We start from the raw sequence: 14,580 nt of genomic DNA, 5'->3' as shown, positions 1-14,580 counted from the left end.
TTGTATTAAAATCAAAGAAGCTTTTCAACTAAAGTTGAAAGCTTCTTGAAAGTTCTATTCCGTGGGTGGGAAGCAAGCCCTACTTCTTCAGCATCTTCGGCAGATCCTCCAGCAGCCGCTCCCTTGTGGTCGCGTCGCTGCTCGATTTGAGAATGTCAATGGAGTAGACGTGCCCTTGCTTCACAGCAGGGAGATCAAGCCAGATCTTGTTCTTCATCAATTCTTCGGTCGAGCGTTGGGGCTCTTCCTCCACGGGATTCAAAATAAAGATGCGGTCTCCGGCAAATTCCGGTAACAGCTCCATGGAGATTTGCTTGAATCCTGTATTGGTGTCCAGCAGTTCCTGAATGGTAGCTGCAGGCTTGAAGCCGTTCGGATGATACAGCACCTGTGACAGTCCCGTAGCTGCCATCACGAACAACCGGTCACCGGGATAATAAGTAAGAACGGTAGCTGTTTCACCCGACATTACCCCGGGTGCTTGGAGTTCTTTCCACATCGATTCGGCTTTGGCGTTATAATTGGCAAGCCATTGTTCCGCTTCCTGTTTTTTGCCAAGTATATCTCCCAGCCTAGGCAATCGTGTCTCTAATGGATCGAACGTGTTGAACATTAACGTAGGAGCGATTTTGGAGAGCTGTTCGTACTCCTTCTCATCCACATTTCCCATAATAATCAAGTCAGGATGCACCTCTAATGTTTTTTCCAGATTGATCGGAAAGCCAAGATCTTCGACATTTTTCATCTGATCTTCATATACATGGCCTTTAATCCAATTCGCAGCTCCGCCTACGGCAGTGACGCCAAGCGGCAGTAAATCGCCGATCGTTTCTCCCCAAAAGATAACCTGCTGCGGCGAAACGGGAATGTCCACTTCATGACCTTTATAGTCTGTATATTTGCGTGTGTCTACCGCGGATTGCTTGTCACCATCCGCCGCTTGTTGCGAAGCAGGGGAAGTGCCGTTCGAAGCGGCTTGTTCGCTTTTTGCCTCCGACTTGCTGCTTGGTTCAGTTGAGGTGCTGCCGCACGCTGCTAATAATGCCCCCATTAATGCGACCGTGCATAGAGCAATGATGGCTTTTCTGGCCTGTTTCATGAGTTCCGTCCTCCATTAGCGATATACATTTAATAGATAATGATTCTCATTATCGACAAAACTATAATATATGATTGTTGAAGGTTACTCAATGGACAAATTCAACGCCTTTATTCTGATTTGTACAAAAAACGATTTGCGCCAGACAAACATTCTGCCGATATCCTGAAATACGGCATCTATATAGTGTCCCTTTTGCTGCCGTTCAAGTGTTATACAATAGTTAGAAAGGAGGGACAAGTCAATGGACTCCGTCGAAGAGTGGGTTATGAAGGTGAAAGCGGGCGAAATCGATGAATATGTGCATATCGTTAAGACATATCAGGAGCCGATATACCGATATTGCAGCCGCTTGCTGGGAGGCAAGCATGAGGCAGAAGATGCAGTTCAGGACATTCTGGTAAAGGCATACGAAAAAATAGAATTTTATAAACCAACCGTGAATTTTTCCTCTTGGCTGTACAAAATCGCGTATCACCATTGTCTAAACCTAATTCGCAAACGCGGCAATCAACATAAATTCAAGTGGTGGTTCAAGCAGGATACGATTGCAGAGAGCGCCGAACAGACATTGACGAACACGCTGTTCGGAGAACCGCTGGCTTCGGCTTGGGCGAGCTTGTCCGCAGAAGAGCGCAGTTTGCTTGTTCTGAGGGTGTTTGAGGAGAAATCATTTGCTGAAATTGGAGAGATTTTGGGAAAAGGCGCGGAAGCGGCAAAGAAGAAATACGGCCGGGTCAAGCTGAAATTGAAGAAGCTGATGGAAGACAGGGAGGTGAACGAGACATGCGTAAATCCAGACAAACTCTTGAAGATGTGAAGATAAAAGATTATCTAATTGACGATAGACAAGAGAGTATCGATGTAAGCCAACGTGTCATGGAACGGATACATGCCCTTCATGAGCTGCGTAATGGAAAAAGACCGGTTCGATATCGGAAAAAGGCAGTCGTCGTCATCATCTGTATTATTATCGCACTTACTTCAATTACAGGATATGCAGCTTCCCGGTATGTTCAAATTATGAATCAAAAAGGCGAGATTATCGTGGAAACGAAGGAAATTAGGGAGGATCCATATGCGCCACACACAAAGAAATGGAGAGAACTGCTTTCCGCGTATGCGGAACGCGTGCAGGAACAGCTAAAGCCGGGGGAACTGGTCGCATATTACGTCCATGACAAAACGATTAATGCCTACGATACTGCGAATAAGGTAAAGACCGAATTCAAACCGATTGTGCATGCCAGCTATGCGGCATTCGCGAATCAGCTTGAGAAAATGTCAGGTCCGCAGTTTATGGAACCGAAATACTTGCCAGAAGGGTTCGCATTTGAGTCAGGCAACGTATTTCCTAGCGCAACGGAAGGTGAGGCGAGCTGGGCTCATCTTAAAAAGCTGGAGCCGGAATTTATAAGTGAAGCTGAAACCACGCTCAGCGGGGCCAAATTATTTATCAAGCCGTTGATATGGAATAAAGCGGGCAGCGCGACTATGCGCTATACGAATGGAACGGATACGCTTATCATGAATGCGTACGAGCGGAAAAACTCAAACTCCCCGGTGAAGACGATGCATCCCAATGGCGTCACAGCGGAGAAGCTGACGGTAAGCGGCCAGGACATGATTTATATGGAGCCGTCAGCGGATGCTGCGGGAAGTGTCCGGTACAAGCACAAACTTGAATGGCTCGACGTGCAGGCAGAGGTGTATTATTCGATATTTGACAATTCAGAAAGTGAACTGTCCAAATCTGAATTCATTCGTATAGTGAAGAGCATGATTGCGAAGTAATCACAACTCATTTACGAAGCGGGATCTGCTCGAATTGGCAGAGAACCTGATGCAGCACATATGGAACTGCGCTCCATTTCATCCGAATCCGCGCCATAAAGATGGCAGAAGCTCAAGAGTGTCCCTTTTACGCAGCTTGAGGTGTTATACATAGCGGGATGAAATTTTAGATTAAGAACTGGCCCATATGGCCGAAAGGAGCACTAAATTATGAATAAAATGGCGAAAATGACGATTGGCAGTGCGGTCTTCACACTGGTGTTCAGCTACATGACAGGTTATGCAGGTGCAGCAGGTGAACAGAGCAAACACGCATTTAGCGCAACTTTTCATGCGGCAAAGTCCAAAACATCGAATCCTGCAGCCAAGAAAAGCGCCGCGCAGCAGAAAAAAGAAGCGTTGGCCATCTTCCACGCCGAGGGGAAGAAACCAGGCGACCTGTTCGTCCTGTATGATGGATCCGATGGTACGCTATCCTTTAATTACCTTTCACTGAAGAGTTCAAAACTTGATGATTACGCGCAACAATCGGCCAAGTATAAAGCACCTGTGCTTCAGCAGCCGGAAGCATTGCCGGAGGGATATGAATACCATTCGAGTGAAATTACGCCTCCATTTCCGCAATTTCTTAGCGAACCGTATCAGAAGATGTTAAAGGAATTGAAGGCGGAAGCGAAAGGGAAAATGTATTATGCTAAAAAATTGAAATGGAGCGAGGCTGGCGAGTCACAACTAATCTTTTTCAAAGACTCGGACATTATCCGAATCAGCGTCAAAAAGTTGCAACCGATAGCAATCGAATCGACGCGAGTAGCAGGAAAAGGAGAGACGATTGAAAAGTTGAGCGTGAAGGGGATTGACGCCATGTATATTACCGGTTCCGATGTGCTCTATTCGACGATGCTCCAATGGGAAGACGCGGAAAAAAAGTTGCAATACCAAATTTCCCTCTACAAAAATAGTCCGCTGACGAAGGAAGATCTCATCGCGATAGCGGAAAGCATCATGCAGGGGTAAGCTGTCTACGATCTTACACGTTCATTCCGACACTGGCTGAGGCCAGTGTCGATCTGCCGAGAGACCCTTATGGTCATTTCACTTTTATTACCAGTGATTGATCTACTTCTTGAATTGAACTTCGACCTGATATGGCTAATTGCAGCTCAGTTTCTGCAACGAGATGTTTAATGACTTCTTGTACCCCTGTTTCCCCCGCAACAGCTAAGGCGTATGCATAGGGTCGACCGATGAGAACGGCAGTAGCACCTAGAGCGATGGCTTTGAGGATGTCGGCTCCTCTACGAATCCCACTATCCATTAAAATTGGAATTTTACCTTGTATGGACTCGCTTATCGAAGGTAGGGAATCTAAAGTAGCAACCGCACCATCGAGTTGCCGTCCCCCGTGGTTCGAAACGATGATACCATCGACGCCATGCTCTAAGGCCATTATGGCATCGTCCGGATGTGTAATTCCTTTTATAAGTAAAGGCAATCGGGTTTGTTCGCGAATAAAGTCCAGTTTTCTCCAAGTGAAGCAGGTATTATTGCCTTCTTCTAATGCCTTCAAGGCAGCTGCTTTAATGTTTTTGTCCGGCGCCTCTTTAAGGCTCGAGCAAAATACGGGATCTGAAAAATAATTCCCCATTCCGTGTCCAGTAAGAAATGGTAAGTACGCGTTACGTAAATCCGTCTCCCGCCATCCAAGAAGGGTGGAATCCACCGTTACAACAATTGCTGTAAACCCGGAAGCTTCCGCACGTTTTATAAAACTTTTCGTAAGATCATGATCCTTTGGGGGATAGAGTTGAAACCATCGTACGCTATCTCCCATTGCCTCCGCTACCTTTTCTAAAGGCACACTCGAAACATTGCTAAGTACATAAGGGATCCCCAGTTTAGCTGAAGCCTTGGCAGGGGCCAGTTCCCCGTCGGGGTGAAGAATCGTGTTAACCCCAATCGGTGCTAATAGGATAGGAAAGGGGATTTTATTGCCAAACAGTGATATTGAAAGATCGCGTTCGGTAATATCGCAGCAAACCCTTGGCCTAATTTTGTATTTCTGAAAAGCTTCAACATTACCACGTTCTGTGTCACCCGCTCCTGCGGCTCCATGTACGTAACCGAAGGGAGCTGCGGCTAGAACCTTCTTTGCTTGATTCTCCCACTGATCAAATGATACGGGTAAGAGCTTCGCAGCTTCGTCCCCGCTTTGATATATGTTCATCTGTAAATCTTCGCTATGAATAGTCAAAATGCGTACCTCCATGGTTTTTTAAAGAGTTGCAGCTATAAGTAAGTATTAAAGAAGAGCAGCTTCGTTCTGATAACAAATAGTGGAGCACTCATACTCATTTTATAAATTCCCTAAGTCATCGAGGTTTATCCAATACTCGCCATTGGGCGAATGGAGGAAGAATTCGCGCGATTGGAGCAGATGAGCCAGTTCCGCGACAAGCTCACACCGGCTGATGCCGGTGTTTTTTTGCGTGTTTATGGAACAAGGATAAAATCGCATTTGGAAATGGGGAGGCAATTTCGTATAATGTCAATATGCGTTAAGATAGGCAAGCGCACAATTTAGATTGCTACATATAATATTGACATGCGAATTCGTTCATAGGGGGTCACAATGAGCAGCTATCATTTGATTGGGATAAAGGGCAGCGGTATGAGTGCGTTGGCACAGGTGCTGCATGATCTTGGACATGTGATTCAAGGGGAAGACATTGATACGGTAATTTTTACACAAACGCCTCTGGAAGCGCGGAATATCCCGATGTACTCCTTTGGAAGCGCGCCGTTATCGACAGAGATGATTGTCATCGCTTCTAACGCGTACGGTGATGATCATCCGAGCGTAGTGCGCTGCAAAAGCTTGGGCCTTCCCATACATCGATACCACCATTTTCTCGGTGAGTGGATGAAGAACTATACGAGCATTGCAATTACCGGATCGCACGGCAAGACGACAACGACCGGAATGATGGTTCATGCGTTGCGTTCTATCGAGGCTACATGCAGCTTGATTGGAGACGCGACAGGTAGAGGTGAAGCGGATGCGCGATTTTTCATTTTCGAAAGCTGCGAATACAAACGGCATTTTCTCGCGTATCGGCCGGAAATTGCCGTCATTACGAATATAGATTTCGATCATCCGGATTATTTTTCCGATGTGGATGATGTGCGGCATGCTTTTGAAGAGATGGCTGCCTACGTCGGCAATCAATTGGTCGTATGCGGCGATGATGTGCAAGTGCGGCTGTTGCGTACGGGGAACAAAATGCTGTATTACGGCTTCGCTGAGCATAACGAATTAAGAGCGGCTGGACTCGCCATAGTCAGCGGCGGAGTCGCATTCGATGTATACTGGCGCGATGCCAAGCTTGACCGGTTCACGATCCCGGTGTATGGCCGGCATAATGTGCTCAATGCTTTGGCGGTCATCGGTGTCAGTCTGGTGTTGGGGTTGGATCTGAATGAAATCAAACGGCAAATGGCTACGTTTACTGGCGTAAAGCGCCGCTTCACCGAGACCGAGTGGAAGAGCAATGTCGTCATCGATGACTACGCGCACCATCCGTCCGAAATACGGGCGACGCTCGAAGCGGCCCGGAGCAAGTATCCCGGCAGGAGGATTGTCAGTGTGTTCCAGCCGCATACGTTCAGTCGGCTGGAACGGCTGCTCGACGATTTTGCCCACTCCTTGCGCGACGCCGACGATGTGTTTCTATGTCAAATCTTCGGCTCCGCCCGGGAACGAGCAGGAAGTGTTTCGATTGAGCATTTGCGCGAACGGATCCCGAATGCGCAGCTCATCTCGGAAAACACTGTGAACAGCTTAGGCACCTATGAAGATGCGGTGCTTGTCTTTATGGGGGCGGGAGATATCCAGAAATATCAGCAACGCTTGGTGCGGTTATAAAGAAAAGGGCGGAACCAATAGGGTTCTGCCCTTTTCTTTATTATATGATGAAAGGATTTGATTACACCGCAGCCAACAGGGCAATGCGTTCGTTGATATTTCCTTGGATCACGCCACCGTGATAGCAGATGACTGTGTCAATCTCGAACTGCGTCAGTTTTTTTAATGAGCTTATCGCGGTGTCCATATCGAGTGAATACTGCGGATTGGGCCCATGCAATTCACCGTCGGCAATGACCATGGCGTCTCCGGCGATAAGGGTTTTGCTCGATTGATGATATAGACTGATATGTCCGGGAGTGTGCCCCGGCGTGTCGATGACGATGATTCCGCCGCAGGAGGGGAGTTCCTCACCGTCTGCCAGCGTCCTGTCAACTTGAGCCTGCAGCGGGTTGGCCAGCATGGCTTTGAAAGCGGTGCGCAGTTGTTCGGGCAGATCGGGGGGGAGCATCGCGTCAGCTTGTTCAACAGCCTCCGCTGTAAGCTTCAGCAGCCTCTTGTCACCTTGAATATACGGTCGCTCGACTTCACTGGCCAACACTTCGATCTTTCGGGGCGATTCCTTCAGTATCATAGGCAAGCTACCGATATGATCCAAGTCTTGATGGGTTAAGATGACTGTGTCCAGCTTATCCAAGGCGACGTTGGTCTGCTCCATGGCTTCGCGAATGAGCGGCAATTGACCGGGATAGCAAGCATCTACTAAAATCGCGGTGTCTTTGTCCCACAGCAGAGTAGGGTAAATGGTGTCCTTCTTTCCCATTATGATTGCCGAAATTTCAAGCGTGGCAATTCCGTTGACGATAATCATGCACATTCCTCCGTTATGAGTTGAAATGGGTGGTTTGCAGAGTAAGTATTCCATATCATAAACACTTTCGGAGTTCGGATCAATACAAAATATTTTATCATATCATATTTATTTTATTTTGTCAAGCGATGGTTTTGGTTGGATGTTTTCCAAGGGGGCCAGGTAAATCGCCTGACTACGGCTTATGCTCCATAACGAATGAAAGTGAAATAGCTAGCATGTGTTTAACGGATTATGCGAACAATGGAAAATGCAAGGTTGGGATCGAGGTTCTCCGTGCAATGATATAGGTATTCTAGCTCTTGCTTTCACTCTCCCATTTGTTCAGAAAAGAATGTCATTCTTACACATTCAAATGCGATCAAACACGATAAAATAACTTTCTTATTCTGAAGTAAAGGGAGAGTGGCGCAAAGAGCGCGATAGCCAACGTTGTACTGAAGTGAGGGGACAATGGAGCAAAGAGAGTGAACAGGGAACGTGAACGTGATGTTCTGAGGAAGTGGGAGAGTGACGCAAAGGGGATGAACGTTAACATGATGATGGAAAATAAATCTTTTAAATAGCAGTAACAGGAATTAAAAGGCGCTAATTAATGTGCATAGTTGCCCCCAGGCACTGATATTTGCGTCTCTAAACAGAAATTGCGTATAATAATGATTATACGCAATTATTTGCGAGTGAATTGAAGGGAAGGAGAATGCAGCATGAGCCTTACCCGGCATGATTTAACTGCGCTATATGAAGAACCTCTCGAAGCTTTCCGTTTATGGATGATGAATGCGGGGTATACCTCCTATACGAAGAAAAATTATATGGGTGATGTCAGTCATTTTCTACGGACGATAGAAGGAAAACCGGTAGAACAGGTAACGAAGCTGCAGGTGCTCGCTTTTCTGGCTCAAGTGAAGTCGTCTGGCGTAAGTGATGCGACGCGAAACCGGAAGCATTGCGCGATAACGAGCTTTTATAGAGCGTTGAATGATCTGGAGATCACTACGGTTAATCCGGCTGCCGGTGTGAAGAAGTCGAAGACGGAGACGAATCGGGCCCCGGTCTATTTGGAGCCGAATCAAGTTCAGCAGTTCCTGTCGCGAGCGGATGGCAAATACCGCAATCGCAACTTGGCTGTTCTGATGCTGATGTCCTATGCGGGACTGCGGGTCGGCGAAGTGCATCGGCTTAATATGGCGGATTACCATGCAGAGCGCCATACCATTGAAGTATTGGGAAAAGGGCGCAAGTGGCGCACGATTCCATTGCCGCTGGCCGTCTCGAATCAGCTGCAGCTAGCGCTGCAAGAGCGGTTAACGCCGTGGCGAGCTGGAGAAGATGCGTTTTTCATTTCGCAAAAAGGCCGCAGGCTGTCCATTCGCAACATTCAATATATTGCTGAACAAGCATTCGATAGTCTGCAAAGAGAGGAAGGGCGGATGCGTGCAGGAAGAGGCCGTTCGTATTCCTGTCATAAATTAAGACACTCCTTCGCGACACTGCTATTGCGAAGCGGGGCGGACATTCGCACAGTTCAGGAAATGCTTGGGCACGCGTCCATTCAGACGACTACCGTCTATACTCATGTCTCGGATAAGCAAAAAGAAGAAGCGATTCAGCGACTTCAACCGTATATCTTGGAAGAGGGTGTTGATATTTTGAATAGTAATGAAACGTAATGGAACGTATTATAGTTACATAAAATATATTATGTTAACTAAATAAATTAATTTCCTATTTTATACCGTGAAAATGCGGCTTGGCACGTATAACAAGCTTACCCTCATAACAGACTAGTTCTATACATGGTAAAAAGGAGGGGTTCAATGAATGCGATAAAATTGAGGTTACAAGCGCTTTTGAAACATAAGCGGCTCGTCCAAACGCTAAAAATCGCCTTTCCTATAGCCGTCATCATATTTGTATTTTTTCAAGGGAAGAAGGAATTATCCCGGTTTTCTCTCAAAGAATCGTTGCATGCGATCCGTCTCATCTCCAGCGATTATTTTACAGGACTGATCGTGCTGGGCGGAATGGCCGTCGCTACGATGTTCTTCTATGATGTCCTGCTCTTGCGCTCGATTAAGGTGCCGGTTAGTCTTGGCAAAACCTTCCGCATCTCATGGATATCAAATACGTTTAACGGGATCGTGGGATTTGGTGGAATCGCGGGCGTTGGCATACGGACGATACTGTATCGGGAATTTACTGGAGACGTCAACCGGCTGCTCATAGCGATCGCATGGATGGCCCCTTCCATGATCAGCGGGTTATCGCTGCTCGGTATTCTGGTTATATGCGGTGTCTTCCCGGCATCTGTTCTGCTTGCAGCCAAAGGCTGGCTGTGGATCGTACTGATTGGTGTTGCCTTGTTTTTCCCGGCTTATTTGGCATTTTCCCGTTGGAAAGGCAGAACAAATGTAAGTGCTAAGCTTACGTTTGGCTATACGATCGTGTCCTTTATTGAATGGCTGGCTGCAGGCTCGGTTGCCTATGTCATTCTGTTTCTGCTCAAAGCCGATATAACTTATTTCGAAGTCATTGGTATTTTTACCGTCAGTGCCATCGCCGGACTGATCAGTATGGTACCTGGCGGCTTCGGAACGTTCGACATTACATACTTAGTAGGCTTGCAGGCGCTTGGTGTAGCGGATAGCACCGTGTTTACGGCGCTGCTCCTATATCGGATCGTGTATTATTTTATCCCGTTTGCAGTAGGATTAATATTTGCTGCATTTGAATTCGGCGGAGTGGCGGTCAAGAAGTTCGAGGATCATCCGACACTAGCATCTTACATTGAGTCAGGAAGCATCATCTGGTTTATCCAGCGATCGCTGTGGAACTCGCTCTCATCTTGGTCTGTCGTCATTCTCATGTTCATGACTTCGATCTTTCTGGCAACCTATACGCTGTCTGAGCCGTATTGGGATCAGTCTGCGTTCATCCTGCCCTTTTTCCACGGGGATATTTACCCCATCGTCAATGGCATCGTGCTAGGGACTAGCTTGCTGATGCTGCTGATGTTAAAGGGATTATTTGAGCGGACGATAAGGGCGTATGTCATTACATCAGTCGCTCTCGGGCTATGTACACTGTTAACGTTCCTCATTGGGACAAGCATTCGACATACGCTGTGGCTGGCCGGGATGCTGCTGTTTCTTATTTTACTGCGGCCGCAGTTTACCCGATATCGTTATCCGGTAACGAAGAGCATGATTGTTTTTACGACTTTGTTTATGAGCATTCTCCTGCTATTTTATACGTTGGTAGGATTTATTCTTGCGGAATATACCGCGGAAGCGGGCGCTGCCGCATACACGTTAACTTATTCTCAATTTACAACTACTTTATTAACGGGGTTAACTGCAGCCTTCCTATTGTATACGATCGGCTACATCGTGTTTGAGCGGCATTTGCGTGAGCCACTCGGACGCAATTGGCGCACCGATGACGATCCGTTATTGACCGGTGGGAACGCTTGGATGTATCGGGTCATTCCTAATAAACGCATATTCGCCGTGCATGGGGAAAAGATCAGGTTCCCGTTCATTATTAAGGGCCGACGTGTCATTATGCTCGGCATGCCGGTACTGAACTGCATGCCATCGAAAGAGCATGATGCTCTGTTTGCTTTATATGAGCAAGCCGATCGATATGGCCTTGATATTGTCTTTCATCAAGTCGGAATGCATGGCATGCCGCTGCTTCACGATTATGGCAATGACTTTATCAAAATTGGCGAGACTGCGCGTTATGAGCTGACGGAGCCGAAGAATGGACCGCCTCTTCACCGGTATGAGGTGCTTCATTATCCGCTCGATCCTTATTTAGTGAATGAAGTCATTCATACCGTTAACCATTGGGACGGGCAGCCGCCTGGATATGGTCCGACGCTGAAGCAGCTGTTGACTGTAGGAGATGAGGCGCTGCGTCTTGTTCTCCTGCACTCGGATGTCGAGCGCTGCATCGGCTATGCTGTGTTACGGTGGAAGAGAAGCGAACAGACGATGACGATCGAAGATATACGAACGAAATATGCATTCGATCATCCGGAACAAGAGCATGTGCTGAAGCAGCTGCAAGACATTCTTGTCTGGTTAGGACAGCATCATCACTGCAATAAGCTTGTTTCCAGCCTTATTCCATTGTCTCACGTGGAAACGTACCGGGCTCCGTATCTCTGGTCAGAGCGTACGGCAATTGCCATGTTCCGTCAAATGCGCGACCTGTACCCGCTGAGCAATCAGCGCCGGTTGTGGGAGAAGCTGTTCGATGTATCGTGGGAGCCGCAATATATTGCCTTTCGCAAGCAGCGTCATATGAATTGGACCGTATGGCGCGTAACTCGGACGATGAGCCGGATTCGCTGGTGGAGAGAGAAAGATCACAGTAATTCGTTAAAAACCGTGAAAATGAATGAAAATAGATGAAAAGGGTTGGGGACGGTTCCCAGCCCTTTTTCACGTAAAAAACCGCTTACAACACGGGTTTCCTCCCGTAATCTCCTGTGGGACACGATATCTTCTTCTGATACAATAAGGGTGGTCTTAGGAACGGTGTTCATCCAAGTCAATACATCAGAAGGTGGTTCCTTATGCTTGGTTTTGCAATCTTGCTTAGTTTTAACATTTTGGGGGTATGGCTGCACAATTTGCTGCATCTGCCGTTACCGGGCAACGTACTCGGTCTCGTCTTATTTCTTATCGTGCTCGGCATGAAATGGATAAAGTTAGAGTGGGTTGAGCATTCGGCTCAATTTTTGCTTGATCATATGCTATTGTTCTTCATCCCTTACGTGGTTGGGATTGTTGCTTTCATGCCTGTTCTGGAAGCGCATTGGGTCAGCATTTCTGCCGGAATCGTAGGGAGCACGCTCATCGTGCTGTGGGTTACCGGATTTGTAGCGTCTAAGCTGCAGAAGTTCACAGTCGAAGATCAAGCCCCGAAGAGAAAGGAGGATGCAGCATGAATATGCTAGCTTGGACACAGCAGCCGCTATTCGGTATTGCGGCTACGATTGTCGTATATGCTGTGTCACGGATATTGCACGTCCGCTTCAAATGGATGCATCCCATCCTGTTTTGCTCCATCGTGTTGATCGGATTTTTGACAATCGCCAACGTTCCATTGGATCATTACAAGGTAGGGGCGGACATATTGTCGCTCGTGCTCGGTCCTGCGACTATCGCATTGGGCGTGCCGATTTATAAATATCGTCATCTAATAAAGAAGCAGTTCAAAGCAATCTGCTTGTCCATTACGTGCGGTTCTCTCGTCGGCATCGTCAGCGTCGCGGCGATTATGCTAAGCCTGGACGGGGCGCGTGAGGTCGTGCTCAGCATGCTGCCGAAGTCGGTCAGCTCGCCTATCGCCGTCGAAATATCGAAGTCGCTCGGGGCCATGCCAGAATTGTCTGCTGTCTTTACCGTATTCACCGGGGTCGTCGGGAGTTTGTTAGGAACCGCATTTTTGCGGATGACGGGGATTCGCGATGAGGTGTCGCTCGGCATTGCGCTGGGAACGGCGGCGCACGGCTTCGGCACGGCGAAGAGCTTGGCTGATTCCGAGAAGCAGGGGACATTCAGCGGCTTGGCAATGGGTCTCGCAGGACTGATTACGTCCATATTGTTTACGCCCATTTATATGTTTTTCATGTAGTGAAGGCAGGGAATCCTGTCTTTTTTGCATTGGAAAAAAAACGAAACTTATTGCGCTTTACATACGTTTTACTCTATGAAAGGGGTTGAAACCGTGAAATCAACGTTATGGGCATGGGGAATTCTGTTAGGCTTGAGTCTGCCTTCTATAGCCGGTGCGGCAGGGGCATATACTGCTGAGGAAGCCTATAAAGATCCTCGTAGCGGAGCAATCTATTATAATCTTACACGCGATGGGAACGACAAATATGACAGGCGTGTCGTTGTCCGCACATCTGATGGCGAATGGAAGAAATGGGACGAAAAAATCCGGTCGATGCAAAACGATCCGGATTCGAAACAATTGCGCTTGGACACGACCTATCTTGACAGCTATGACATGGCGATGCAGTATTCGTATGATCCATTGGACCGGGAGGTCGTAAAGGGCAGAGTGTTCGAACCGTCTCCGAACGGTAAATGGGGATTGAATGAACGCGCATATTATACGAAAGATGAACAAGGCATCAGCCACAAAAATTATGGCTATCTCCTGAAAAACAATCAGACTGGCGAGACGAAAGAATGGCTGCGGACGTCATTTATGACTGGCGCAACTTGGGTATATGACAATCGAATCGTGTACAGTTACATGAATGACAAGGCTAAACAGGAAGAAATTATCATATACAATCCGGAAACGGATAAAGCGGAGCGGATTGCATTAGGGAACTTTCGCGGAATCAATCCGACTGAGGGCTATATTATTTATACGCTGAATAAACCGGATCGTCCGCTTTATTTGTATAATATGAAGGCGAAGAAGTCGCAGCGGCTCAAGAGCTGGGAAGAGGCAGAAACATTCTTGCCTAAGGATGAACAGCGGAGGGACGCAACGTCCGATTTGCCGCAGGATTTTGACTTGGATGCCATTCCGGAAGAATCTATTCCTGTCAAGCTGCGCACGGATTATGTCATTCAACTGGACGATCGGGAAGTACGGTTGCCGCTGGTGTTCTCTGTGCAAGGACAGCAGCTCATACCCGTCAAGCAGCTGGTGGATGAGCTGGGCTGGAAGTTGACGAAGCTGCAGTCGAAGGAGCTGGAGTTCCGCTATACGCTTGCCAACGAGAGCAGCAGCATCGAGATGAACCCAAGCAACACGCGGCTTGATGGCGGCACGCTCTACATGACGGCTGAGCAAATCAAGCAGCTTGGCTACAAAGAGGTAAGCATTGTCCATCAGCCCGAATGATGAATACAGATAACAAAAAGTTGGAAAGCACTCCGCTATGAGGAGTGCTTTTTGATATTTTTATAA

General features: G+C 47.5%; 12 protein-coding genes. 9 read left to right on the top strand and 3 right to left on the bottom strand.

The features are described from left to right. Positions 1-79: 79 nt before the first annotated feature. Positions 80-1,099, bottom strand: a complete 1,020-nt coding sequence (locus tag M3650_RS21600) for an ABC transporter substrate-binding protein (RefSeq protein WP_251577674.1) — start codon at positions 1,097-1,099, stop codon at positions 80-82. Positions 1,100-1,343: 244 nt separating this feature from the next. Here M3650_RS21600 and M3650_RS21595 point away from each other — a divergent pair, with 244 nt between their 5' ends. From M3650_RS21595 to M3650_RS21585, 3 genes are all read left to right on the top strand, one after another. Next, positions 1,344-1,919 (top strand): RNA polymerase sigma factor, encoded by a 576-nt coding sequence (locus M3650_RS21595; protein WP_251577671.1) that lies wholly within the window; start codon positions 1,344-1,346, stop codon positions 1,917-1,919. Then, entirely contained in the window at positions 1,886-2,893 is a 1,008-nt protein-coding gene (locus tag M3650_RS21590; RefSeq protein WP_251577669.1) for a DUF4367 domain-containing protein, read from the top strand. The genes M3650_RS21595 and M3650_RS21590 overlap by 34 nt, the downstream gene beginning before the upstream one ends. Positions 2,894-3,103: 210 nt before the next feature. Next, positions 3,104-3,910: a DUF4367 domain-containing protein gene (locus M3650_RS21585; RefSeq protein WP_251577667.1), complete on the top strand. Its 807-nt coding sequence runs from the start codon at positions 3,104-3,106 to the stop codon at positions 3,908-3,910. 73 nt (positions 3,911-3,983) lie between these two features. Here the strand turns inward: M3650_RS21585 and M3650_RS21580 are convergent, their stop codons facing one another. Continuing rightward, positions 3,984-5,147 (bottom strand): alpha-hydroxy-acid oxidizing protein, encoded by a 1,164-nt coding sequence (locus tag M3650_RS21580; RefSeq protein WP_233696668.1) that lies wholly within the window; start codon positions 5,145-5,147, stop codon positions 3,984-3,986. A 378-nt stretch (positions 5,148-5,525) separates the two neighbouring features. On the opposite strand from M3650_RS21580, the gene murC reads away from it, so the two are divergent. Beyond that, positions 5,526-6,818, top strand: a complete 1,293-nt coding sequence (gene murC / locus M3650_RS21575; RefSeq protein WP_251577665.1) for a UDP-N-acetylmuramate--L-alanine ligase — start codon at positions 5,526-5,528, stop codon at positions 6,816-6,818. A 61-nt stretch (positions 6,819-6,879) separates the two neighbouring features. Here the strand turns inward: murC and M3650_RS21570 are convergent, their stop codons facing one another. Then, on the bottom strand, positions 6,880-7,629 hold the full coding sequence (locus tag M3650_RS21570; protein WP_251577663.1) for an MBL fold metallo-hydrolase: 750 nt from the start codon (positions 7,627-7,629) through the stop codon (positions 6,880-6,882). A 707-nt stretch (positions 7,630-8,336) separates the two neighbouring features. Between M3650_RS21570 and M3650_RS21565 the strand changes: the two genes are divergently transcribed. The 5 genes from M3650_RS21565 (at position 8,337) to M3650_RS21545 (ending at position 14,514) form a co-directional block, all read left to right on the top strand. Beyond that, positions 8,337-9,302: a tyrosine-type recombinase/integrase gene (locus tag M3650_RS21565; RefSeq protein ID WP_251577661.1), complete on the top strand. Its 966-nt coding sequence runs from the start codon at positions 8,337-8,339 to the stop codon at positions 9,300-9,302. A 147-nt stretch (positions 9,303-9,449) separates the two neighbouring features. Then, positions 9,450-12,053 carry a flippase-like domain-containing protein gene (locus M3650_RS21560; RefSeq protein WP_251577659.1) on the top strand — a complete coding sequence of 868 codons (2,604 nt, stop codon included), beginning with the start codon at positions 9,450-9,452 and terminating at the stop codon, positions 12,051-12,053. A gap of 164 nt (positions 12,054-12,217) precedes the next feature. Further along, positions 12,218-12,592, top strand: a complete 375-nt coding sequence (locus M3650_RS21555) for a CidA/LrgA family protein (protein WP_251577657.1) — start codon at positions 12,218-12,220, stop codon at positions 12,590-12,592. Beyond that, positions 12,589-13,281: an LrgB family protein gene (locus tag M3650_RS21550; RefSeq protein ID WP_251577655.1), complete on the top strand. Its 693-nt coding sequence runs from the start codon at positions 12,589-12,591 to the stop codon at positions 13,279-13,281. Before M3650_RS21555 ends, M3650_RS21550 begins: the two co-directional genes overlap by 4 nt. A gap of 93 nt (positions 13,282-13,374) precedes the next feature. After that, positions 13,375-14,514 carry a hypothetical protein gene (locus M3650_RS21545; protein ID WP_251577653.1) on the top strand — a complete coding sequence of 380 codons (1,140 nt, stop codon included), beginning with the start codon at positions 13,375-13,377 and terminating at the stop codon, positions 14,512-14,514. Positions 14,515-14,580: the final 66 nt, after the last annotated feature.

Source organism: Paenibacillus sp. MER TA 81-3, assembly GCF_023713585.1.
Taxonomy (GTDB): domain Bacteria; phylum Bacillota; class Bacilli; order Paenibacillales; family Paenibacillaceae; genus Paenibacillus_B; species Paenibacillus_B profundus.
This window is presented reverse-complemented; position numbering and strand designations above follow the sequence as displayed.

Excerpts from the sequence above, each read along its gene's own strand:
- M3650_RS21570 (WP_251577663.1), bottom strand. The coding sequence starts at position 7,629 with ATGATTATCGTCAACGGAATTGCCACGCTTGAAATTTCGGCAATCATA.
- M3650_RS21550 (WP_251577655.1), top strand. The coding sequence starts at position 12,589 with ATGAATATGCTAGCTTGGACACAGCAGCCGCTATTCGGTATTGCGGCT.
- M3650_RS21555 (WP_251577657.1), top strand. The coding sequence starts at position 12,218 with ATGCTTGGTTTTGCAATCTTGCTTAGTTTTAACATTTTGGGGGTATGG.
- M3650_RS21600 (WP_251577674.1), bottom strand. The coding sequence starts at position 1,099 with ATGAAACAGGCCAGAAAAGCCATCATTGCTCTATGCACGGTCGCATTA.
- M3650_RS21590 (WP_251577669.1), top strand. The coding sequence starts at position 1,886 with ATGCGTAAATCCAGACAAACTCTTGAAGATGTGAAGATAAAAGATTAT.
- M3650_RS21560 (WP_251577659.1), top strand. The coding sequence starts at position 9,450 with ATGAATGCGATAAAATTGAGGTTACAAGCGCTTTTGAAACATAAGCGG.
- M3650_RS21595 (WP_251577671.1), top strand. The coding sequence starts at position 1,344 with ATGGACTCCGTCGAAGAGTGGGTTATGAAGGTGAAAGCGGGCGAAATC.
- murC (WP_251577665.1), top strand. The coding sequence starts at position 5,526 with ATGAGCAGCTATCATTTGATTGGGATAAAGGGCAGCGGTATGAGTGCG.
- M3650_RS21565 (WP_251577661.1), top strand. The coding sequence starts at position 8,337 with ATGAGCCTTACCCGGCATGATTTAACTGCGCTATATGAAGAACCTCTC.
- M3650_RS21585 (WP_251577667.1), top strand. The coding sequence starts at position 3,104 with ATGAATAAAATGGCGAAAATGACGATTGGCAGTGCGGTCTTCACACTG.